This window comes from uncultured Roseibium sp. (genome assembly GCF_947499295.1).
Taxonomy (GTDB): Bacteria; Pseudomonadota; Alphaproteobacteria; order Rhizobiales; family Stappiaceae; genus Roseibium.
Map to the genome: position 1 here is coordinate 105,602 of NZ_CANMNP010000008.1, position 23,077 is coordinate 128,678.

At 55.8% G+C, this 23,077-nt stretch carries 20 protein-coding genes; 6 read left to right on the forward strand and 14 right to left on the reverse strand.

The window, feature by feature from the left end:
- The 5 genes from Q0835_RS14295 to Q0835_RS14315 all read right to left on the reverse strand — a co-directional run bounded on the left by Q0835_RS14295 (position 1) and on the right by Q0835_RS14315 (position 2,911).
- Positions 1 to 255 carry a hypothetical protein gene (locus Q0835_RS14295; RefSeq protein ID WP_298818935.1) on the reverse strand — a complete coding sequence of 85 codons (255 nt, stop codon included), beginning with the start codon at positions 253 to 255 and terminating at the stop codon, positions 1 to 3.
- 45 nt (positions 256 to 300) lie between these two features.
- The gene (locus Q0835_RS14300; RefSeq protein ID WP_298962271.1) at positions 301 to 708 is read right to left on the reverse strand and encodes a hypothetical protein; all 408 of its coding nucleotides are present in this window, start codon (positions 706 to 708) and stop codon (positions 301 to 303) included.
- 68 nt (positions 709 to 776) lie between these two features.
- Positions 777 to 1,493, reverse strand: coding sequence for a hypothetical protein (locus Q0835_RS14305; protein WP_298962274.1), 717 nt, complete (start codon positions 1,491 to 1,493; stop codon positions 777 to 779).
- 205 nt (positions 1,494 to 1,698) lie between these two features.
- On the reverse strand, positions 1,699 to 2,364 hold the full coding sequence (locus Q0835_RS14310; protein WP_298962276.1) for a hypothetical protein: 666 nt from the start codon (positions 2,362 to 2,364) through the stop codon (positions 1,699 to 1,701).
- Positions 2,365 to 2,563: 199 nt separating this feature from the next.
- The gene (locus tag Q0835_RS14315) at positions 2,564 to 2,911 is read right to left on the reverse strand and encodes a helix-turn-helix transcriptional regulator (RefSeq protein ID WP_298962278.1); all 348 of its coding nucleotides are present in this window, start codon (positions 2,909 to 2,911) and stop codon (positions 2,564 to 2,566) included.
- A 374-nt stretch (positions 2,912 to 3,285) separates the two neighbouring features.
- Between Q0835_RS14315 and Q0835_RS14320 the strand changes: the two genes are divergently transcribed.
- Complete coding sequence (locus Q0835_RS14320; RefSeq protein WP_298962280.1) at positions 3,286 to 3,714, forward strand: peptidylprolyl isomerase; 429 nt, start codon at positions 3,286 to 3,288, stop codon at positions 3,712 to 3,714.
- 77 nt (positions 3,715 to 3,791) lie between these two features.
- On the opposite strand, the gene Q0835_RS14325 is transcribed toward Q0835_RS14320, so the two are convergent.
- Entirely contained in the window at positions 3,792 to 5,021 is a 1,230-nt protein-coding gene (locus Q0835_RS14325; RefSeq protein ID WP_298962282.1) for an MFS transporter, read from the reverse strand.
- 131 nt (positions 5,022 to 5,152) lie between these two features.
- Here Q0835_RS14325 and Q0835_RS14330 point away from each other — a divergent pair, with 131 nt between their 5' ends.
- The 5 genes from Q0835_RS14330 (at position 5,153) to Q0835_RS14350 (ending at position 9,212) form a co-directional block, all read left to right on the forward strand.
- Positions 5,153 to 6,400, forward strand: coding sequence for an SLC13 family permease (locus Q0835_RS14330; RefSeq protein ID WP_298962284.1), 1,248 nt, complete (start codon positions 5,153 to 5,155; stop codon positions 6,398 to 6,400).
- 156 nt (positions 6,401 to 6,556) lie between these two features.
- Complete coding sequence (gene sppA / locus Q0835_RS14335; protein WP_152503905.1) at positions 6,557 to 7,543, forward strand: signal peptide peptidase SppA; 987 nt, start codon at positions 6,557 to 6,559, stop codon at positions 7,541 to 7,543.
- Positions 7,544 to 7,558: 15 nt separating this feature from the next.
- Positions 7,559 to 7,858, forward strand: coding sequence for an integration host factor subunit beta (gene ihfB / locus Q0835_RS14340; protein ID WP_298818917.1), 300 nt, complete (start codon positions 7,559 to 7,561; stop codon positions 7,856 to 7,858).
- A gap of 64 nt (positions 7,859 to 7,922) precedes the next feature.
- Positions 7,923 to 8,288: a LapA family protein gene (locus Q0835_RS14345; RefSeq protein ID WP_298962287.1), complete on the forward strand. Its 366-nt coding sequence runs from the start codon at positions 7,923 to 7,925 to the stop codon at positions 8,286 to 8,288.
- Positions 8,289 to 8,303: 15 nt separating this feature from the next.
- Positions 8,304 to 9,212 (forward strand): ornithine cyclodeaminase, encoded by a 909-nt coding sequence (locus Q0835_RS14350; RefSeq protein ID WP_298818913.1) that lies wholly within the window; start codon positions 8,304 to 8,306, stop codon positions 9,210 to 9,212.
- A 352-nt stretch (positions 9,213 to 9,564) separates the two neighbouring features.
- Here the strand turns inward: Q0835_RS14350 and Q0835_RS14355 are convergent, their stop codons facing one another.
- The 8 genes from Q0835_RS14355 to Q0835_RS14390 form a co-directional block, all read right to left on the reverse strand.
- Positions 9,565 to 10,176 carry a trimeric intracellular cation channel family protein gene (locus Q0835_RS14355; protein ID WP_298962289.1) on the reverse strand — a complete coding sequence of 204 codons (612 nt, stop codon included), beginning with the start codon at positions 10,174 to 10,176 and terminating at the stop codon, positions 9,565 to 9,567.
- A 173-nt stretch (positions 10,177 to 10,349) separates the two neighbouring features.
- Positions 10,350 to 10,988, reverse strand: coding sequence for a nucleotide exchange factor GrpE (gene grpE / locus Q0835_RS14360; protein WP_298962292.1), 639 nt, complete (start codon positions 10,986 to 10,988; stop codon positions 10,350 to 10,352).
- A 139-nt stretch (positions 10,989 to 11,127) separates the two neighbouring features.
- On the reverse strand, positions 11,128 to 11,448 hold the full coding sequence (gene trxA / locus Q0835_RS14365; protein ID WP_298962295.1) for a thioredoxin: 321 nt from the start codon (positions 11,446 to 11,448) through the stop codon (positions 11,128 to 11,130).
- A gap of 85 nt (positions 11,449 to 11,533) precedes the next feature.
- The gene (gene addA / locus Q0835_RS14370; RefSeq protein ID WP_298962298.1) at positions 11,534 to 15,043 is read right to left on the reverse strand and encodes a double-strand break repair helicase AddA; all 3,510 of its coding nucleotides are present in this window, start codon (positions 15,041 to 15,043) and stop codon (positions 11,534 to 11,536) included.
- On the reverse strand, positions 15,040 to 18,186 hold the full coding sequence (addB, locus tag Q0835_RS14375; RefSeq protein WP_298962301.1) for a double-strand break repair protein AddB: 3,147 nt from the start codon (positions 18,184 to 18,186) through the stop codon (positions 15,040 to 15,042). Before addB ends, addA begins: the two co-directional genes overlap by 4 nt.
- 3 nt (positions 18,187 to 18,189) lie before the next feature.
- Entirely contained in the window at positions 18,190 to 18,924 is a 735-nt protein-coding gene (locus Q0835_RS14380; RefSeq protein ID WP_298962303.1) for a nucleotidyltransferase family protein, read from the reverse strand.
- A 46-nt stretch (positions 18,925 to 18,970) separates the two neighbouring features.
- On the reverse strand, positions 18,971 to 20,497 hold the full coding sequence (gene tsaE, locus Q0835_RS14385; protein ID WP_298962306.1) for a tRNA (adenosine(37)-N6)-threonylcarbamoyltransferase complex ATPase subunit type 1 TsaE: 1,527 nt from the start codon (positions 20,495 to 20,497) through the stop codon (positions 18,971 to 18,973).
- A gap of 21 nt (positions 20,498 to 20,518) precedes the next feature.
- Positions 20,519 to 23,029, reverse strand: coding sequence for a PAS domain-containing sensor histidine kinase (locus Q0835_RS14390; protein ID WP_298962309.1), 2,511 nt, complete (start codon positions 23,027 to 23,029; stop codon positions 20,519 to 20,521).
- Between the last annotated feature and the right edge of the window lie 48 nt (positions 23,030 to 23,077).

Genomic DNA, 23,077 nt, shown 5'->3' on the forward strand with positions numbered 1-23,077 from the left:
TCAGGCAACACCGTCACGAACATAGGTGAAAGCATTCAAGCCGGCTCCAATCGCAACGATCCTTATCTTGCGCTTTACACCGCCCGGCATCGGGTCATCTAGGCGGTAGACACCATCGCGCTGAAGTCCCAATCCAGCTGCCGCAGGAACCCAACCGGCTTGGGCGTATTCCTCGAAACCTCCCGTCGCTTGTGGTGCATCCGATGTTTGTGACAAGGTTGTTCCAGTTTCATAGGTTTTCAAAATATAAGGCATTTGACGTTTCTCCCTTCAGGAGCGCTTCGAACGCTCTGCAGCTGACTATTGGCAAGGTGTAAGCCCACCTGGATCTCGAATTGCGCGAAACCCGACCTGATCGATCGTGTTGTCACTGCGTGCCTGGAAGCAGTAGCTGTCATTGGCAGCCGGCGCGGCAACGACGCAGGAATTGAACCCATTGGGTACGACATAATTCTCCAGGCCATTGATGGCGAAAACGGTTGCGGTACCGTCCGGATGTGGCACCGGGTGCTTGGAAAACAGAATGGCGTCGTTAGGCGCCACGACCGGGATTGCTTGGAAATCCCGGCAGTCTGCCGAGAACGCCAATTGCGCGGAGGCGGAAACGGGCACGGCTAACAACCCACAAACCCAAGCTGCCACCGCCAACAAAGACACACGCGCTCTTCTGAAATGGAGACGCGGTTTTCCGTTTTTGAACTTCAGCATTGTCGTCGTCCTTTTAATTGAGGCATCTGGTGAGCGCATGGTGGAGCGCTCCGGGCGACGGAGGTCCCTCAGCTGCCTGTTGTGGTGAAAGTGCCGTCTGGATTGTAGACCACCTTGATGACCTGATACCCAAGAGTGAAATCACAGGTTGCTGCATGAGAGGTGTCGTACGGAACAACGGCCCCGACCTCGAAGTCCCCAACTTTGACAAAGTACTTGGAGACTGGCGCACAATAGAGCTGGCTGTTGGGATGCGGAGAAACGAAGCTTGACAGCACTATGGTGCCGTTCTGGTTTATCGTTGCGCACCCGCAAAAAAGTTCCGGCGTTGGCGACGGTTTATAAACAGGTATCTCAACTCCGAAGTAACCGCCCGGCAGACCTTGCTTTTCAATAGGGGTCGAGAGCCCAAGCGGGTTCAAACTCATTGTCGAGTAGTTGTCGGCCTTTTGACCCGCCGCCAACGGTGTAAGGCTAATGGGTTGAGCCGCGGAAGTCTGGATGCCCACACTTTCGGTCGTATCCAGAGAGATCCTCGCATTGAAGCGCGTGACGGCCTCGTTTGCCCCAATACCAATAGCGCCGGCATAAACCTGTTTATCAAAACTGAATTTCAGCTGTGACCCGGAGGTCGCGTGAGGCGCCAATGAACTGCCTGCCAGACAACTTGATTTGATACTGGCCGGGGAACCGGCATTTTGAAACGTTGCCTGATCTTGGAAAGCGTAAAAGTCCGCCGGTTGGCTGGAAAGGTTTTGAATTATGATTTGATATTGAGCGGTCATTGTCGCTGCCTTCAGGCTTGCTATCCATGCAACGGGGAAGCATTTCGCGTTTCGATCTGAGCCGAACGTCGGTGGAACGCGCCGTCCCTTGCCTTGGAAGGCGAACTGCTATTTTCGCGAAATTGACTTGAATTAGGCTGGCGTGAGCAGACCGGACAGGAAGAACGAACCGCTCACGCCGTCAACACCAAGAACGTATCAAGGGCTATTTGACGATATCCGTCACCCAGGTACCGTTCGAATTCAGTGTGACGTCGATGATCGAGTGACCGCCGGTGAAGTCGCAGATGGCAGCATCTACGCTTGAGGCTGTGAAGTTCATAACCGTTCCGGGAGTGAAGTCACCGGTCTGCACGTAGTACTTCAGGATAGGCTGACAATCCGTGTTGTTGTTGGGATTGGCAACGACGAAGTTCGACAGTGTGATACCACCATTGACTTCCACAGCGGAGCCAACGTTGTAGATGGCTGGAGGAGAATAAGTCGGCGTCGTGATGCGGAAGGCTCCCGGCTGAACGCCTGTCCCCGATGTTGGCTGTGTCAATCCCAAAGGACTGACAGATGCTGTCGTCCAGTCGTTTGCAGAACCGGATGCAGGTGCAAGATCGATTGCCCGACTTGCTGAAGAAAAGCCTGAAGACTGGCCAACCTTGGGGGTGCTGTGCGCCTCCTGAATTCCGGCATAGAACTGCATATTTACCTGGAATGTCAAAATCGACCCTGTTTGACTATAGTTGCCAAGGCTCTGCGCATAGAGGCTGTTGCTATAAACCTCTCCTCCACCCGTATAAACTGCAGGCTGCTGAAAGAAATAGAATCCTTGCGTTGCCGATTCTAGATTTTTGACATTAATCGTTAGAAGAGTAGACATTACAATCTCCTGTTACATTAATTTTATTGAGAGGGTTTTTTCACTTCCAAAATTTTTATTTAACTAAACTACAAGAATGGAAACTTCCTCTCAGGAATATGCTGACCCATAAGAGAGTTTTTTTCTATTTAAAGTTGTTTACTTATGGTTTTGAAATCTAATTAAATTTACCACTGGTTGAATTTTGGATGCGCACTGATCACCTTCTCTGGATCTCGGAGAGCAACTCAACAAGCAGCTCTGCAACCCTAATCGGGAGCGCCCTCGAACTCTCGACAAGATCAGACTCAAGGGCACTCATCTGATTTGGCTGCACCCAATCCGGGCCATTGCGGCCCAAGAGAAGCCAATCAAGTGAAACGTTCAGAGAACGCGCCAATTTGCAGGCATTCCCGACCGACATTGCATGGCCCTGCTTCCATTTCGTAATCGCTGCCGGCGAAATATTGAGTTCAACAGCAAGGGCCAAAGCCTTTCGATGTCCACGCACAAGCATCGCCTGCCTGAGGCGCTTACCTCGCTCCTTGTCAATTTCATGAGAGCCCATTCCCCAACCCCTTTACAAAGTGGGGAAGACTAGAAGGACACAACTTATATTTGACAAATTTTCATATGATGCACTTAAAAAGTGTTCTGCTCGACAGTTTTTACAATATCAAAGAATATCTAGAGAATTCTCATTGAAATACTTAGAGCCACACACTGGTCATCTTTTCTGCCGAGCTACCCGTCGCGACTTGGTTGATAGTCCGCCGGGGCAAGAGCATGCGGCAACATCCAACTGGTCAGACGAGGCTCTTTCAGTCGCTCGGTGCACTTTGACTTTTATATTGCCTGCTTTAGGCTGCATTGCACGACGAGCACCCGCCGGCAAGCTGCGGCCTCAAAACTCACCCCCCAGACAGAATTGCGAAACGCATCATGACCGAAGCCAAAAGCGGCGACACGGTTCGCCTTCACTACAAGGGCACACTTGACGACGGTTCCGTGTTCGACAGCTCCGAAGGCAGAGAGCCCCTGGAGTTTACGGTTGGCTCCGGCCAGATCATTCCCGGTCTCGATCGCGCCATACCGGGCATGAAAGTGGGGGATGAAAAGACCGTCAATATTGCAGCTGCAGATGCTTATGGCCCGGTCAACCCGGATGCCCGGCAAGCTGTACCGCGTTCGAATATTCCTGAAAATGTGCCTCTGGAAGTCGGTCTCCAACTACAGGCGCAGACCGAAAACGGCCAGATGATGACAGTAACCGTGGTGGAGGTAGGCGAAGCGGAAGTAATCCTGGATGCCAATCATCCGTTGGCAGGCAAAGACCTGACCTTCGAAATCCAGATTACCGGGATAAACTAGGCCGGACACACTCACGCTTGAAGATCTTGAGCCCGCGATCAAGCGGGCTTTTTCTTGTGAAAGCCCAAATGATCATCCTATTGGGCGGGCGCAGGGTCCGGTTCGGCCTGCTTTTCTTTCACCAGTGTTTCTTCCATGAACACGACATAGATGACAAGGCCGACGCTCGCGGTTGCAGCAAGGGTCAAAAAACCGACGGTATAACTCGTGAACTGAACGATGTACTCGGCTGCAATATTGCTAAGCGATGCGCCAATTCCGATCAACATTGCAAGGACGCCTTGCGCGAAATTAAAGCGGCCTGTTCCCGCGGTGATATCTGCAAGAACCAGCAGAAACACCATCGCGAATATACCGTTGGCAACGCCATCGAGAGCCTGAATGGCAACGAGCGCGTAGGTGTTGTCGAATTGGCTGAACAAAATGCCCCGAACAGGCAGCACAAGAAACGCGATCAGCAGCAAGGGTTTGCGGCCCCAGACATCTGCTTTCTTACCGCAAAAGATCGCCATGACGATCATCACGAGCTGGGCGGCAATCACACAGGCCGCCGTGAAGGCGATGCCGTGTTGCGCGTCACTGTTGGACGACAGTTTCTGACTGACGAGCGGCAACATGGAGGCATTGGCTGAGTGGAACAGGAAAATGCAGATGGCAAAAACAAGCAGCCGCCTGTCTTCGAAAAGGCTCAAAATACCTTCCGGGTTACCGGAACCGATTTTTTCTTCAGCCACACCTCCGCGCGCCAGTTCATGATCGATTTCGTTCCTATTGATCAGCAGGGCGCATACGATCATGCCGCAAGCCATGGCTGCCACGAGCCAGAATACGCCGAGCGGTGACCAAGTCAGCGCGAGTATGGCTGCCAGGACCGCAGCGATCATGTTGCCAGCGTGGTTACAGGCCTGGTTTGCACTTGTCTGCCTCGTGAAATAGGCATGACCGACCAGACCAAGAGTAACCGCCGCAATAAGTGGCCCCAGAAATGCCGACGCGGACCCGATCAGGATCTGTGCGGTATAGACCGCAAAGGCATCGTTGAAAGCCAGGATACCGAGCGTGCTGATTGCAATGGCGATCGCGCAGCCGATCAAAAGTGTCCGTTTCCACGTTACGCTGTCGACTATCGCACCGGCCGGGGACTGCATCACGACGGTCGCAATGCTGCCGGCTGCCAGGGCAAACCCGATTGAACCGGGAGACCAGTGCTGCAAGGAAAGCAGATAGATCGCCAGGTAAGGCCCAATCCCGCCGACGACGTCGCCCGCAAAAAAATTCACTCCAAGCAACGGTCTGTTCAACTGCATGCTACCAGCCTTTGAAATGAGAGGGGCCTAACGTAGTCACCATCCATCACAAGCAGAAATTAGTAAAGCAATTGAATACATCTCGAAATAGCATAATAGTGTAGGCAGTTCGACAAATTCGGATGGATTAGATGCCTTTGAGTTTAATTGTATCTATATTTGTATTTTTCTTGATTGCAGTACGACAATGGCTTCCAGACTGGCTGAAGATCTGGATGATCATGACCTTTGGCGCAATATTTCTATTAATAACCGGGACTATTTCACCTTCTGAAGCCTTGAAGGCTATCGATTGGAACGTAATTGCCTATCTTTTCGGCGTGTTTGCCATTTCTCATGCTTTGTTTGCCTCCGGCATTTCGGAGAAAGTCAGCAATTGGATTTGTGCAGATACCCGTTCAGTTCCCCAGATCCTGCTCTTTTTCATTTTATTCGTCACCGCCGTGTCTGCTGTGCTCACCAACGATGCGGCCGCCGCCATTGGAACACCGATCGCAATTGCAATCGCTGCGAGCCTCAATATCGCCGCGGCCTTGCCTCTCATTGCCCTATGTGTCTCCGTCACGGTAGGCAGCATGTTTTCTCCGGTGGGCAATCCCCAGAACCTGCTGATCGTCGCCGATGGGCATTTCAACAATGCGGTCGGCACGTTTCTGGAGTGGCTGGCGGTACCGGCAGTGCTGTCTCTCGGATTTACGCTTTTGTGGTTTTGGTACTGCTTTGGCAAAGCGCCAAAGGGGGACGCCCCTTCCAACGTCACGCCGGACGAACAGAATATGCGTCAATGGCCAGCCCTTCTGGCAACCGGTTTGTTGTGCGCCCTGGTCATTACCGACAGCTTGGCGCATGAGACGGACTGGCTACCCGACCTTCCTCTTGGAGCCCTCAGTCTTGTCGCCTCCATTCCGCTGTTTGTGTTTTCTTCGCATCGGTTTCAACTGATCAAGGAAGTGGACTGGCATACGCTGATTTTCTTCGTGTCCATGTTCATTGTGACCGGCGCCGTTCTGAAATCAGGTGCCTTGCAGGAATGGCTAAGCCCCTGGCATGACCAACTGGGTGAGCCGTTGATGGTCACTTCCATTTCGTTCTTCGGCAGCCAGGTGTTTTCAAATGTTCCGCTGGTGGAAATCTACCTGAACATTCTGGAGGGGCATGAGACGGCGACCTTGATGCTTCTTTCCGGCATTTCCACGCTCGCCGGCAATCTCTTTATCCTCAGCGCTGCCAGCAACGTGATCATTGTTCAGCAAGCTGAAAAACATGGCGTGGCACCTTTTAAGTTCTGGCAATTCACCGTCTACGTTCTGCCGGTAACGATCTTCTCTCTCATCGTCTGTTATGCCTGGGTTGCCTTCGTGCGAAACGCTGCCGGTTAGAAGCTGTGCCGCTTCCCTTCGCGGCAATTTTCGCGCGCGTTACGCGAAACCGCCGCAATCTGATGCGAAAGTTGCGATAAGCAATTGCAATTGCTCGTTCGCTCACTCTATTTAGGTTATTGGTTTCATACGATCTTATCCGGAGACCCCAATTCCATGTCAGTTGATGTTGACGCGCTGGTAGATAGACGTCGTTTGCGGCGCAAGGTAACCTTCTGGCGGGTGGCAACCTTTGTGGTAATTGCCGTGGCCCTGATCAGCGGCCTTGTTTATGTGTCCGGAATATCCGGTCTCTCCAAACGAAGCGCCCACATCGCCCGCATACCGATCGAAGGTGTCATCATCGAAGATCGCAAGACGCTGAAAATGATCGAGCGGATCGCCAAGGCGGAAGCCGTCAAGGGCGTGGTCATATCAATCAATTCACCAGGTGGCAGCACCACCGGCGGCGAAGCGCTCTATCAGGCGCTTCGGGAATTGTCGGAAAAGAAACCTGTCGTCGCCGAAATACGAACGGTCGGCACGTCTGCGGGCTATATGGTTGCGCTTGCCTCGGACCATATTGTTGCCCGCTACAACACGATAACAGGTTCGATCGGTGTCCTGTTTCAGTTCGGTAATATTCAGAAGCTGATGGAAACGGTCGGTGTCGAGATGGAGGCCGTCAAAAGCGCCCCGCTCAAGGCCGAACCGGATTTCTATTCGCCAACAACACCTGAAGCCCGCGCCATGCTGCAGAGCCTGGTTAAGGACTCCTATGACTGGTTCGTCGGTCTCGTCGCGGAACGCCGCGATCTGTCACCTGCCAAGGCGAGAGAACTTGCCGACGGCCGTATCCTGACGGGCCACACAGCCGTGGAAGAAAAGCTGGTCGACGCCATTGGCGGTGAGGACAAGGCCATCTCCTGGCTGGTCGACGAGAAGGGTGTTGCCAAGGATTTGCCGGTCGTCACCTGGAAGGCAAACGAAAACCTTGAAGAGTTGCCATTCTCGTCCCGGATCTCCCGCGAATTCGGAAAAGGCATCGGATCCGCGCTTCTAAATCCCATTAATGACGCTAAGGGGCTGATTCCTCGAGGTCTTACGCTTGACGGGCTCGTATCCGTTTGGCAGGCTTCAGACGCGGCAGACAATAATCATTAAGCGAGGGGGCTCTCCATGATCAAATCTGAGCTTGTACAGCATATCGCCGAGCAGAACCCGCATCTGTATCAGCGCGATGTCGAAAACATCGTCAATGCCATCTTGGACGAGGTCACGGAAGCTCTGATGCGTGGCGACCGGGTGGAATTGCGTGGCTTCGGAGCATTCTCCGTAAAGAACCGCCCCGCCCGTATCGGACGCAATCCCCGCACCGGCCAGAAAGTGGAAGTGGACGAGAAATATGTTCCCTTCTTCAAAACCGGCAAAGAAATGCGTATACGATTGAACGATGGTGTGGATCACGGCGACGACTGATTGCGCTGCCGGTACCGGACCATCTAACATCAAGTTCTGATTTGGAAAATTCCGGGAGACCCCAGTGACCCGTTTCATCAGGAATGTGATTTTGTTTGTGATTGCAGTGGTTCTGGTGCCGCTTTCAGTCGCAAACCGGCACACGGTTTCCCTGTCCCTGAATCCATTCGATCCGCAGGATCCAGCAATGACCATTCAGGGCATTCCATTGTTCTGGGTGATTTTTGCCAGCCTTGCCGTCGGCATTGTGGTCGGCGGCCTCGGGGCATGGGCCAAGCAGGGGCGCTGGCGCAAGGAAGCCCGCGTCAAACGCCGCGAAGCCGACAAGTGGCACAAGGAAGCCGACCAGCTCCGCGAAATGAACACCGCCGCACAATCGGCAGCCGGCGTTAAGGGTTTGCCAGGACCGGGCAACCGATCAGCGGCCTAAGCACCGGCTTTTCAGATGAGGATCATCTCGAGCGGTGAAATTGACGCCTGTCTTGAAGACAGGCAGGTTCTGGAATCACTGAGACGCGCGTTCCGTTCCAACACAATTGCCCCCGAGATCAGCACTACGGCGATTGGCCGTCTCAACCAGAAAAACGGCAACATCTCCTGGCAACCGGCCTGGACAGATTTTGCGTCGCAAGGCGACGTCAGCCGCGGCTATGTCGGATGTTCGATCGAGTTGGCACTTCCCGAGCAAAACGGCCAGTCGTCAGGCCTGTATCTTCTTTTTTCCGGTTCTGCCGGACAACCAATCGCATTGCTCGACGGCGTCCGGCTTGCTGATTGGCGCACGGCCGGGCTCCATGCCCTGGCAGCCAGTTACCTGTCTCGCGAGGACACATCGCGCCTGCTGATCATAGGCGACAGTCCGCTCATCCCGCGGCTCGCCTGCGCCTATGCTGCGGTCAGAAATTTTACCTCTATCCTGCTCGCCGGTGCGTCGAAGGACATGCAAAAACGCCTGTCCGGCTTGCCTGCACTCAAGAAAGTTCATATCGGAACAACAGCAGAGATCCACGACGCCCAGGAAGGCGCGGACATGATCTGCATCGCGGGACCGGACAAGGACACTGGAAACCATCACCATCTGACCTATCTGGATCCACCGGCTGGCTGCCACATAGATGTTGTTGACGCAAATGCCAGCCTTCCAACCGATCTGCAGGAGGAGGGCAGGCTGTTCACAACAGACCTGAAGTCCCCGCCGCTGACGCATTTGGAGTGGGCAGCGGACTTGAAGGATCTCACCCAGGGCAACAAAGCCGGACGGCGGTATTACGGTCAGAGAACACTGTTTCTTCATGGCAACCGGACAGCCGTTGCGGACTATGCACTGGCAACACACATTTTTTTGAGGTCGTGACCTCTGGAACTTCAACCAATGAACACCAAATCTAGTCGCAGCAGGGGGAGACCTTGGGAGCGTGTGTCCTTAAACGGGTAGAAAACTCACAATCGGACACGCTTTCGATTTGTCGTTTTGCAAAGGAGCAAGACATGTTGACGACACTTGCATATTCGGCAAGCCTCCCAGTCGTCGCGCTCGGAACGATCTTTTACGTTTCCGCGACATTCGGGCTTGTTTACTAGGCACAAGGCGAAAAGCCGGTTCGTGGGAACCGGCTTTTGTCCTTTTTAAGGGGCTCATTTTCCAAAAAAAAATGCTATTGCCTGCAACGATGGTAAAGTACTGTAGTGGTCATCCACCTTCAGTCTTACCGCTCAGCGCTGCTTCTGTACCCTGGTAGTTTCCATCCATAAAGGATCGCGCCGCCGCGCAAGCCCAGGGCGAGAAGTGCTGCAAAACCGGCAGCCAAAGCGTTTGGAACATCGAACTGAGCCAAGAGCACAAAGCAACTCGCGCCTGCAAAAGCTGCACTGACATAAATTTCAGGCTTGACGATCGATGGCGGCTCCCCGGCAATCGTGTCTCGCAGAATACCGCCGAAAGTTGCCGTTGAAACACCCATCAGGATCGCCACCAGGATCGTGTCTCCGACGGACAAGGCCTTTGCTGCACCCATGACCGAATAGGCGGCAACACCGACGGCATCAACCCATCTGAGGGGTTTGCTCAGCCGCTCGAGCCAGTGCGCAAAGAACCAGACGAAGACACTGACAATCAGGCAAACCAACACGTAGGTTTCGTTGACCACCCAGAAAACCGGCACACCCAACAACAGGTCGCGCAGTGTACCGCCTCCGATCCCGGTTAACGTTGCGAAGAAGAGAAACGCAATGAAATCCAGCTGCTTGCGAGACGCAACAATACCACCGGTTACAGCGAAAACGGCAACGCCAAGATAGTCCAGAATTTGAAAAAGCATTTACGCCCCCGGTGTTGGTTTTCACTTCTTCCGGGTTTGACACTGCGGCGTCAAGACCTGATGCTTGGTCCGTTCAGACCGGAGTGGTCATCAGCAGCGCATAATGCGCAAGAAATGAAAAAAGCCGCTCCCAGGTTTGGGAACGGCTCATTCATTCTGCATCTATGTCGCGTTCAGGCGCTCTTGTCGACAGTTTGGCCTGCTTCTTCAGAGGCAGCCGCCGCCTGGGCGACGTCCTTGGGACCACCTTTGGAAACCCCGACCATAGCAGGGCGCAAGACCCTTTCACCGATCACGTATCCGGCCTGAACGACCTGGACAACCGTGTTGTTCGGTACTTCCGTGTTTGGAACCTCGAACATGGCCTGGTGAAAATTCGGGTCGAATTTCTGACCTTCAGGGGTCAGCTTCTTGACGCCGTTCTTTTCAAGCTGATTGAGAAGATCCCGCTCGATCATCTCAACGCCTTCGATCAGGGAGGCAACACCGGCATCTGCATTGCGGCGATCTTCTTCCGGCAGGGCCTCGAGTGCGCGGCGCAAATTGTCAGACACTGTCAGCATGTCGCGTGCAAAGCCGGATACTGCATACTGCCGGGCGTCCTTGATCTCTTTTTCGGTCCGGCGGCGTAGATTTTCCATCTCGGCCATCGTCCTGAGAGCCCGGTCTTTCAACTCGGCATTTTCAGCGTTCAGAACTTCGACCGGATCTGCGGCAGTCTCTTCGACCGTATCAGACTGCTTTTCTGCAGCTTCGGCGCCCGGTGACGCCTCTTCCGGCTGTTCTTCCGGGGTTTTGTTTTCGTCGCTCATGGATGTTCCGTTTGCTCTGACTGTTTGCGGATGCTTATAGAACCACTTGCCGCCCATTTCAAAGCGTTTTGGCGGACAAGCATCAGCTTATCCGCCAAATGCACCCAGGGAACCCGGGCCTGTCCGCAAAGTGGTGGTTTCAAAGAGCGCTCTTGATCCAGTCGGAGAGCTTGGCCTTCGGAGCGGCACCAACTTGCGTCGCCATCGGCTCACCGCCCTTGAACAGGATCAGCATCGGGATCGAACGGACACCGTACTTCATCGCCATGTCCTGGTTTTCGTCGATATTGAGCTTGGTGATCTTGACCTGTTCGCCCATTTCCTCGGAGATTTCTTCAAGTGCAGGGGCAATCATTTTGCAAGGGCCACACCATTCGGCCCAAAAGTCGACAACAACCGGCGCGTCGGAATTCAGAACTTCGGTTTCAAAGGAAGCATCGGTAACTTGAGTGGTAGCCATAACAGGATCTCGTGGTTCGGAGCAAAACACCTACACGATGCAGGTGTATCAGTTGGCAAGAACGTAGGAAGCGATGCGGCCTCCGTCAAGCGGATGTGCCATCGGGACGCAAACCGGCGAATGTCTCATCGAGTATGTGGGCCGGAATCTCCATCAACTCGGGTTTTGATGTCCAGAGAAGACACGCGGAAACGACTGTTTCCGGATAAATCTGTTTCAGCATTTCCCTGTAAACACAAAGCTGTGCGCGATATTCAAGTGGAATTTCCTCGACCCGATCCGGCGGATTGAAGTTGGTTTTGTAATCCACAATCACGACCCTGTTATCCTCAACCAGCAATCGGTCGATCTGTCCGGATATCTCCACTTCCGTTCCGTTCGCAGCGCGAATCGTCCCGACCAGGGGAACTTCGGCAAGTGCACTGCCGGCGAACAGAGGTTCGAAGTCGCTGTTGGAGAGAATGTCATCGATCTCGTTGAGCAGACGGTTTCGAAAAGCCGCAAATTCAGGCTTCAGCGCCTGGTTAAGGTAGTTGTCCGCAGCCGGTAGCCGGTCTTCCCTATTCAGGTCAGGTAGCAGTTCCAACAGACGGTGGATGAGCCGTCCCCGCTCCAGCGGCCAGGATTGTGGCTGCCGGCCTGCCTGAAGACGTGCCAGGGCCGGGATCGGGTCAATCCCCTGTTTTTCTTCCATCGCTTCAAAGGCGCGAGATGGCTGCAGCCTCTTTTTTTTCGGCAACGCGCGGACCTGCGTCGTCAGCCAAATGGGAAGCTCCTCACCTGTCGCAGCCTCCTCGTCCGCTTTGGCCTGCCCAGTCTTGTTGTCAGCTGTCGGTTCCGACTTGCTTTTTTGCCAACGCCACCCGCTTGTCTCACCCGATGCATCGACCAATTCGCGCGCATCAGGTTTCAAGGCCCTGCTGACCAGCGAATACCAGCAGTTTTCGTGAGCACCGCGTTTGGGCTCCCAGCCGCATACGATCAATCGGTCTTCTGCTCGCGTCAGGGCGACGTAAAGCAGGCGCCGGTATTCTTCTTCCTGCGCCTGCCTGAGGTCGTCGATTGCCTCGTCGTGCCAGGCTGTTCGATCGGCTTTCGAGGGCAACCAGACCAGGGCAGGTGGCATCAGGTCGTTGCCAAGACGTTTGCGCGGCAAAAACGCTGGGTCGTGAATGGCACTGACGGGCGCAGCACCCGGATCAACCAGAATAACAATCCTCGCCTCCAGTCCCTTTGAACCGTGCACCGTCATGATCCGCACCATGCCCTTGGTGTTTGTCAGCTCGCGCTTGATTTCGGTCGGGGCCGCAGCCATCCAGGCCAAAAAACCTTCCAGTCCGGGCGCCGCCGCCTGTTCGTACGCAACTGTCAGGGCCAGAAACTCGTCAAGCACATCATCAACTTCGACCCCCAGCCGCGCTCGGAAGGCCTGACGGCCTCCGTCAGCACCCAAAAGCCTGGCATAGAATTCATAAGGAGGAACGAAGTCGGCCCGCGAACGCCACTCCTCCAGGCGAGCTCGCACACCTTGCCATTTTTCCGAGGTGTCAGAGCGTTTGACGAGCATCTGCCAAAGTGTACCGGGGCGAATATCTGCCGCACTTTCCCGGGCAATTTCCAGAAGATCCTCATCGACAAGACCAAAGAGTGGGCTTTTGAGTACCGCGGCAAGCGAAAGATCGTCTTCCGGCAAAAGCAAGAAACGCCCGAGCGCCGAAAGATCCTTGACGGCGATATGATCCGTCAGAACCAACCTGTCGCTACCGGCCGCCGGAATGCCCAGTCGTTTCAGTTCTCGGTTGAGTGCTTCAACAAAGGGTCCACGCTTGCGCACAAGGATCATGACATCGCCGGGATCTGCGGTCCCGTCGCGCATCCACCCGGAAATTTCACCGGCAATTCGGCCGGCGACCTTCAGCATCGGATTGTCGGAACCGACATGGTCTATAGGCCTTCGCCAATCATCGGGTTCTGCAATCTCCGTTTCTGCTTCCAGCGGCCATAAATCGACAATGCCCGGATCCCTGCGGATCGCCTCATGCTTCGGGGCCTCGGCTATCTGTGAAAGGCCCCGGTAGGCCGTTTCCTCGTCAAACACCTTGTCGACCGCGCCAAGCACGTCCGGTGTGGAACGGAAGGAAAGCTGCAAATTGACTGAATGAAACTCCTGCTCTGCCGCCGCTGCCTTTTGCGAAAATGCCCGGCGCATTGCATCGAAATAGGCAGGAACCGCACCCTGGAACGAATAGATGGACTGTTTTTCGTCACCAACGGCAAAGAGCGTCCGCGTTCTCTCGTGAGCGCCGCTGCCTGCAAAAAACTCCGATGCGAGTTCCTGGACGACTTCCCACTGACGCGGGCTGGTATCCTGTGCTTCATCGACAAGGATGTGATCAAGACCCTGATCCAGCTTGTACTGTACCCACTGGGCGGCGTCCGACTTCCTCAAAAGCGTCGCCGTCTTGACCACAAGATCTTCGAAATCGAGATACCCTCTGGCCGTTTTTGCAAGTTCGTAGTGGCGGATCACGGCATCGGCAAGATGCAAAAGGGACTTGGTCCCCTCATAGGTCGCCACCTTGCGGCGCTCGGCCAGAAGCGACAGAAGTCTTGCCTGCTCCGCATTCAAGGCATCAATCACGTTAGGAAAACCAGCTGTGATCTTCTTTGTGGCGAGGGACTTGCGCGGCTCAAACTTGGCCGTCAGGAAAACAGGCAACCAGGCTTCACGAAAAGCGGACGTGTTTTCGAGCCTTGCCGCAGCAACAATATCCGCAGCGCGTGCCTGATCTGTCTTTGCACCGGTGTTCAACGCTTCGGCATAACTGAGGCAGCTATTCAAATCGAGACTGCACTCGCTCTTGAACCGAAGGTCAAAAAGATCAAGCCGTGCAGTTGGATCCACCTCCAGCAAACCGGCTAATTCCGCGATCGCCTTTTCAAGATCCCCGGCATCAACCGTCCAGCGACGAAAAGCGTCCCGGTTCTGAATAAGTTCATCCAGAGCTTTCTGAGCCCCGCCGTCGCTCATGAGGTCAATGACGGAATTCAGGGCGGTCCCAAACGCACTTGCCGGTTCCATCTCGGCCTTATGCAGAACAACCGCCCGGGCTTCGGCCATCAACTCGCTGGCAATCCGGTCGTCCAAAACCGCAAAATGCCCGGCAACATTGGCTTCAAGCGGAAACTGGTGCAACAACGCTTCGCAAAAGCCGTGAATGGTCTGGATTTTCAGACCGCCCGGCGTTTCCAGTGCTTTGGCAAACAACCTGCGTGCAAGCGCCAGGCGCGCGGCACTGGGCTTTCGGCCCTCGATCTCCTCAAGTTCACGCGCAAGCGCTTCGTCTTCGATTGTTACCCATTCTCCAAGGATCTTGAAGACGCGTGTCGCCATTTCGGCAGCCGCTGCCTTGGTGAAGGTCAGCGCAAGAATGCGGCTTGGATCCGTACCGTCCAACAGCAATCGAACAACACGGCGGGAAAGCACGAAGGTCTTGCCGGAACCGGCATTGGCACTCACCCAGGCCGAGGCCCTGGGTCTCGAGGCGCGGTCCTGCCGCTCTTTCGTCAGCTGGGGGATGTCAACGCCGCTCATGCCGGATCGTCTCCGCCGAGAGCCCATTCCTGCGTGCGCGCCAGGTGATCGAAATCGCCGTCCATCTGTCGGCCGCGCATCACTCTTGCGCGTGACAGATAGCCCGTCTTTTCATCGGCATAATGCGCAATGAGCTGTTCAAGGCGCATCCATGCGTCTTCCGCAAGATCTGCCAGTTCAAGGTCTTTCGGATTGCGCAGGACTTCTATGACCGGTTCCAGGCCACCCTTCAGCTGCAGATAAAGCAATTCGGTCAACGGCGCGTCTGCCGGAACATCCTTGAACCCGAAACGTTTGATCATCGCGGCTTCAAGAGGCAATTGCGGAGCCAGAAGCGCATCAACCTGCTTCTGCGACGGCACCTGCCCGGTTTTGTAGTCGATGACGGCCAGACCTCCTCCCTCCAGGAGGTCAATCCTGTCAGCGCGGCCACGCAACCGGAACTCAAACCCTGGAAGCTTCAGGTCAACACCACCGCCAATTTCCAGATACCGTTTTTCCAATGTCTGAGACCGGATTGCTTCGTATCCGACAAATCCCGCTGCGATGCGCTGGAACCGCGGCCACCACAGAGCACGTATGGCAGGAAATGCATCCAGCGGCTGGAAGAGTTCTTCCCCAATCTCCAGAAGGGCCTCGATGGCGCTGCTGTCGAAGGGGCCTTTCCAGCTCGCCAGAAAGTTCGCCAAGGCATCGTGGACAAGATTGCCTTTGTCCGCAGCTCCCGGTTCACCACCAATCGGCTCTACGGGCTGGAGATCCAGTACATGACGGACGAAAACCGCATAGGGATCCCGGATGAGACGCTCGATCTCGGTGATCGAAAGAGACTTCGGCCGCGCAGCGAGCGGTGGGCATGGCCTTGGCCTTGCGGCGGGTGTGACGTTTCCCGGCGGTCGATCAAGACGGCCTGCCAGGGACGTATAGCGAGCGCCCTGCTGCTCCATGACACGGGCAATATTGGGCCCGGCCAAAGTCGTCAGCCGCTGGAGCCAGCGAGACGCAACAGTCGGTGCCCCGTCGGCTCTGGCGGCGCGCGTCAGAAGGACACGTCCAGCCCCAAGTCCTTGCGAAAAATCGTGGGCTGCGGCACCTAGCCGGCGCTCCGGCGGTTCCAGCCCCATGTCTCTTTTCATCGGCCGATTCAGCCAAGGATCGTTTCTGGTCCGTTGCGGCCAGACACCTTCGTTCAAGCCACCTAAAACGGCAAAATCGAATGACTGCAGCCGGGCCTCCATCGGACCCAAAATCTGAACGCGCAGATCGCCGGGCACGCGCCGCCGGACAGCTTCGCCAGACATCAGCGCAGGCAGCACGGAGGACCATTCACGCGGCACGATTTCAAGACCGCTTGATCCGGCGTCCAGCAAGCCTGTCAAGAATCCGGCGAGCGCTTCCCCGGCTTCGCCGGCGAACAATTCATCTACAGACCCGGCTTCATCCACGGCAACTGCCTGCAAAATATCCACATGCCTTCTGGCAAGTTCTGTGACGTCCAGCGGTTTGGAGCTGTTTGCAATCTCCTCCAGCGGCTCAAGAGCTGTGGAGAGACGATCCACCAGGCCCGCGATGACGTCCCAGTCTTCATCATGGATCTTCTTCCAGCGCGGCACATGCGATGCGTTGGCAGCCGCTTTCCGACTGACCTCAACGGCAAGCTTCAAACCCGCAGTGCCGGGGCGCGCTCTTGGTCCGCGCAGAACACCACGTTCAAGCGCGCGTGCAGCGGAACGAATGTCCTTCGCTTTCAAGCCAAGCCGCGCAAGAGGGTGTTTGAGAAGAGCCAAAAGGTCGATCGGATCGCACCCCTCCAACGCCAGTTTTGCCGCAAGGATCGCCAATACTGCAGGCGCAGTCTGGTCCAGGGGCCGGCCCGCACTGTCATCCACCTGAACGTTCCAGCGTGCCAACTCGGCGGCAACGCGCCGGGTCAGCATCCTGTCCGCAGAAATCAATGCCGCTTTATGACCAAGATCAATCGCTTCCCGCAAGGCAATGGCAACGCTCAAGGCTTCATCGGCTTCATTGCGAGCGGTCAGAATTGCGACGTCCCGCAACGCTTTCGCCCGCTCTTGCTCTGGTCGCTGCTGAAGATATTGTGTCCATCCGTCAGATGTATCCGCTGGACGGAGAGCCTCGGAGACCAGCTCTTCGCGCAGCTGCAACTCTGGTGTTCTGGCGCTGCGCAGTGGAATTACATCGGCCCGTGACGCCTTCAGCCGGATCAATAGTTGCTTGAGCGAATATTGCGGATGAGACGGCAGTATCGATGCAGGCTTGGCAGCCCCGCTGCGGTCGAGCGCCGGTGCCTGACGTTCCCCGAGTGCTGCCCATGATCGTTCATCAAGATGATGATCGAGGCCAGGCAGCACAATGACACCCTGGTCCAGTCCTGCGACGACTTTCAGAAGTTCCGCGGTTGCGGGTACTGAGCCGGTGACACCAGCAACAATGACAGGCCCCTTTTGCACAGTCGACCTAAGGCGTTCGGCTTCTCTCCTGATCAGTGTCGAGCGGCGCGCTTTCGGGTCCATTCTGCCCAACTCTGCCAGAAGTGCCGGCCAGGCCGTTTGAACGATTTGAAGAAAGTCCAGGGTAATCTGCCAGTAACGCGCATGATCCTCTGGAACCAGCCCACCCAGTCCGGACCAGTCCGCCTCTTCCGTTTCCACTTCGTCCATCAATGTCAAAAGATCTGCGGCGAGCCAGGCCGCGTCGGCAGTCGATGCCGGCAAACCCAGCGGTTCATCGGAACGCAAGCTCAGCGCCTCCCGGCGCAGCATGCCCTTCCAGGCTTTCACCAGCCGCGTCATTGCCAGATGCCGCTCCAGGAGCGGCATGGCGGGCGGCAACGGCTCCAGATCGGCATCACCACTCAGGCCCTGGACGTCTTCATCAGCATCTCCAACCGGACGGATGACAGGCAAGAGAACAGGTTTGCCGCCAAATTTTTGCTGAAACAGTTCCGGCAGGAGCCTGGCCGCACGACGCGTTGGCAGGTAGAGGGTGACCTTGGGCAGAAGCAATGGGTCATCAACCGGAAGAAATCCAGGCAAAAGAGATCCGTCGACGAGCGTGTCTACCAGCGTTTTCAGAAATGGAACGGAGGATGGAACGGTGAAGAGGCGCGGTCTTTCACCCATTCGTCAAGCCGCGCTCTCGCGCACTGCATATTCCGCCGCATGGATCGCTTCCGGCGTTCCGATATGAAGCCAGAGCCCTTCCATCTGCACACCGAACAGACGACCATTTTCAATGGCCCGGTCAAAGAGCTTGTTCATCGAAAACGGGCCTTCCGGTGCACCTTCAAAGAGACGCGGATGCAGGATGGTAGCGCCGGCATAAGCGAAGGGAGTCACGCCCTTTTCAAGACGGCGGGTCAACGCACCATCCTTCGCCATGTCAAAGTCACCGCGCCCGCCATATCCGACCGACTTCACCGTTTCGGCGACAAGCAGCAACGCATCCATGCGGGTTTCATCCCAGGCATCGATCATGTGTTCCAGGTTGGGTTTTACCCCTTCAATCCAGTAGCAGGTGTCGGCATTCAACTGGAAAAACGGTTCTTCGCCAAGCAGCGGTAAGGCTTTCTTGATGCCGCCTCCCGTTTCCAGGAGTTGTTCGCGTTCATCGGAAATGAGGATATCCATATCCTGGCGTCGGCGCACATGCACCTCGACAAGATCAGCCAGATAATGGACATTGACGACACATGTCTTCACACCTGCTGCCGACAGCCGGTCCATGCCATGATCGATCAATGCCTGACCATTCACCTCAATGAGCGGTTTCGGCGTCGTTGCCGTCAAAGGACGCATGCGTTTGCCGAGACCTGCTGCCAGGATCATGGCTTTCGATGGACGGAACCGTGTGTTGGTCATGGATCATGCTCAATTGATAGTAGGCCGGCATCGCACCATTGCAGGTTCAATGCCGGAAACCGTTGTACCAGTCTTTCAATTCCGACAGATTCGGCCTGTCGAGCACCCGGTCGAGATAGCCTAGCATACGCGGCAAATGGCTCAAATAAGCCGGCTTGCCGTCCCGCCTGGCCAGCCTGACGAAGATGCCGATGATTTTGGAAATCCGCTGTGCTGCCAGCACCGAATAAGCGGCGGAGAACCCAACCTTGTCAAAACCCTGCGACTGATTTTCCCTCAACGAGACATAAGCATCAAATAGGGCTGATTCCAGATCTTGACTGATATCCGTTCGGGCATCGAGCAGCAGTGACGCAACATCATAAGCCACCGGACCGAAGACCGTATCCTGAAAATCGATCAGGCCGATCCGGTCGGTTCCGCTTGCGTCCCGCTGCCAAAGCAGGTTGGGCGAATGAAAATCGCGTAAAACCCAACCAAGTTGCGCAGAGGATATGGATCGCAACGTCTTGCGCCATAGGCCTTCAAATGACGCCCGCACGGTGTCGTCAATCGCCCGGCCGGTCTTTTCGGGAACATACCAATCCAGAAAGAGCGACGCTTCGGTGATCAATGCCTCGGATGAATAGCCAGGTACCTGGTAGGTCCGGTTTCCCTCAACCGGAATTGATCTTGGCCAAGTCTCACCATGCATTCGTGCCAGAACTTCAACGGCGGCGTAATACCGTTCCGAGACTGGAGCACCGTTCATGACAATGGTGTCGCGGCCCAGATCCTCAGCCAGGACGAGCCCCTTTTCAGGCTCAGCTTTGTAGACCCTTGGCGCCCGAAAACCGCGGTCACTGAGTTCCGTTCCAATCGCCAGAACAGAGCGGCAATCCTGTGCCAAGTGGACTCGCTCCATATAGTTGGAGACGCTTTGAGCGAGCGTGTTCTGGTGAAACGGCCAGCGCATCAGCACAGCCGAGCTGTCATTCGTGGTAACCGTTTCGAAGGTCCGTAACGATGCGTCGCCAGCCAGGAACCGCCGTTCAGCGCCTGGGAACGAAGACTGTTCCAGAAAAGCCCTGATCTCGTGCGTTTCCCGAATTCGATCCTGCCAGGACGGGTCCGAGGCGTGAAACCGGAACACACGTTTGTCCTCGGCCTCATCGGGCTGGGTGATCTGGATCCATAGGGCTTTTTCCGGCAAGAGTTCCCCTGCCTTCTCCGGCCACTCAATCAATGCCGCCCCGGTTTCCAAAAGATCATCGAGACCCAGCTCTTCAAGTTCTTCGGCTTCTTCAAGGCGGTAAAGATCAAAATGTGACAGGTCGAACCGATCGAACTCATATGTCTGAACGAGCGTAAAAGTCGGACTTGGTACTTCCAGCTCCGGATCGTTTGCGAGGGAACGGACAAGTGCGCGCGCCAGCGTCGACTTGCCAGCCCCCAGGTCTCCTGAGAGGCAGACAACATCGCCGGTTCCCAAGACCACGGCCAGATCATTTGCCAGGCGCTGCGTATTCGCTTCGTCGGCAATCGTCAGTTCAAGAAAAAAGTCTGGAATGGACCGCAGCTGGTGATCTGCCATGTTTGCTCTCTGGCCAGCGATCTATTCGGCAGCGGCCTGGTCCGCCTGTTCAGGCCGAGCCGGGAAAGCACATGTGACCGTCGTGCCATTGCCTTCATCGGAATCGATCTCAACAGAGCCTCCGTGGAGTTCCACGAAGCTCTTGACGATGGCAAGACCAAGGCCCGCACCCTGTCGCCGTGCGCCTGTGTCGTGACCGACAAACCGATTGAAGACCTGTGTCAGGATTTCGGCCGGAATACCGTAGCCATGGTCCTTGACGATGAATTTCACCGTATCGTCTTCACGGCTGCAGCTGACATCGACGACACCGTTTTCCTCAGAATAGCGAACGGCGTTGGCAATCAGATTGAACAGGACCTGACGCAGCCGTTTTTCGTCGGCGATCATCATGCCGATGTCGGCAGGGACCTGCGTCCGCAGATTGATCTTTGCTTCGGCGATCCGGTCCTTCAACCCTTCAACCGCCGCAGAGACCGTTGAGGCGACGTCAACCTCACCGAGGTCCAATTCCATGATACCGGCATCGAGCGTAGCCAGATCAAGAATATCGTTGATGATGGCGAGCAGTGCAGAGGATGAAGACTGGATATATTCCGCGTATTCGCCCTGCTTTTCGGAAAGTTCGCCAAATTTCGGATCGGCCAGAAGCTGGGCAAATCCGATGATGTTCGTCAGCGGCGAACGCAGCTCATATGACACATGCTGGATGAAGGCGTTTTTGATCTGGTCTGCCTGCTGCAGAGCCTCGTTCTTTTCAAGCAGCGCCCGCTCGACATTCACGCTATCGGTCACGTCGACGAAAGTGACAAGCGTGCCACCGTCCGGCAGAGGTACCGTGGCGTAATCCAGAACGTCACCATTGTGCCGCTCAAGACGGCTGACATTTTGAGTGCGGTTGTCCAGAAGGCCGGTGACGTTGCCGGCAAGCAGATCCCAAGCCTCTTGTTCCGTGTCGCTCAGAACACAGGCTGAAACAACTTCTTTCACATGTGGAAGTTCCGCCAGTTGGTCTTCTTCAAGGCCCCAAATGCGGCCGAATGCAGGGTTCCAAAGTCGAAGGCGCCCGTCCGAGCCGAACACGGCAACAGCTTCAGACAGATTGTCGAGCGTTTCGCCCTGAACCCTTGTGAGCGCATTGTACCGGCTTTCCAGATCCAGCTGCTCAGTCACGTTCTCATAGATATAAGTGACGCCGCCTTGCGGATGCGGATTGGCGATCACGCGTAAGGTGCGTCCATCGGGCAGGTGCCACCAGCTTTCCCGCGCTTCAAGAGACTGGTAGCTCTCCAGCATCTTGTTGCGCCAGACCCGGTAGTCGGCCTGTTCGGGCAGCTTGCGTGCGGCCCGGAGTGCGTCGAGTACGGCACCGTCTTCCGGCTGGCCTTCCAGGAAGGACGGGTCCAGGTCCCATAGCTGACGGAACGCGGCATTGTAGAATTGCAGTTTTCGATCGCTGCTGAATATCGCGACAGCGGCCGCCAGTTGGTCAAGTGTCCGGCCATGAAATTCTTCGGCACGGCCCATTTCCTTGCGGGACTGCTCCAGCTCACTGATGTCCACGGCAATACCGGCCCCACCGACATTCGCATTGACATCAGTAACTTCGAAGACGCGGCGTTCACCAGACGCCACAATTGGAATGCGGGCTGAAAAGCAACCGTCCTCTGTTCGCTTCACAGCCATAGCGGTGCGGGCTGCCGCATCAAGGAAAGTGGCCCCCTTCTTAACGGCTGCATCTGCCGTCGGCATCTCGACCGCCTCTGCATAGGCCGCGTTTGCCCAGATCAGATTGCCCTCGGCATCTCTTTGCCAGGCAGGTGCCGGCATGGCGTCAAGCAATGCGTGCAGCATATGCAGCTCGCCCGAAATCTTGGCGTTGCGTGCAGCAAGCTCGGCTTGCATTTGCCGTTCGCCTGTCAGATCACGTAACCGAAGCACCACAGCACCGCCCGTCGTACGGCCAAGCGCCTCGACATAGCTGCCGGTCCGGGTCTTCAATGTCGTGGTGAAGGCTTCTCCCGTCCGGAACAACAGATCCAGATGCCTTTCCAGATCACCCGCGCATTTGGCTGTCAGCCAACTGCCGAAGGCCAGCAATTGCGCCGGAGGACGCGGAACACCGGATGTTTCGGGGAGGATGCCCCAAATCTGAGGCATTGCACCATTGCCGGTCCAAACAATCACCCGCTGTTCATCGGTGTTGAGCATGGCTTCAAGCCGGTCTACCCGGAACTTGAGGTCGCTCTTTTCCTTTTCCAATGCACTGGTAATCTGGGCCGACTGCTTACGATGGCGGACAAGTGCGATGGCAGCGGTTACGGCAAATGCGCAGATGCCACCAAATGCACCAAACAGGATCATTGCACCGGGATTGATTGCAGCGGCGGTGTCGGCGAGCATGTCGGCTGAGGCCGGAACGCTGGACAAGCCAAAGGCCGTCAACGCCGTACCACCAAGCGCAACTGTTTTCGGACTCCAATCTCGCCACGTCGCGCGTGATCGCGCGCCGTCCCTGCTGCCTTTCGGCATCTTATGATCCCCTTAGTGCCGCCTTGACCCGTTTTTTGCGGGCTGCAG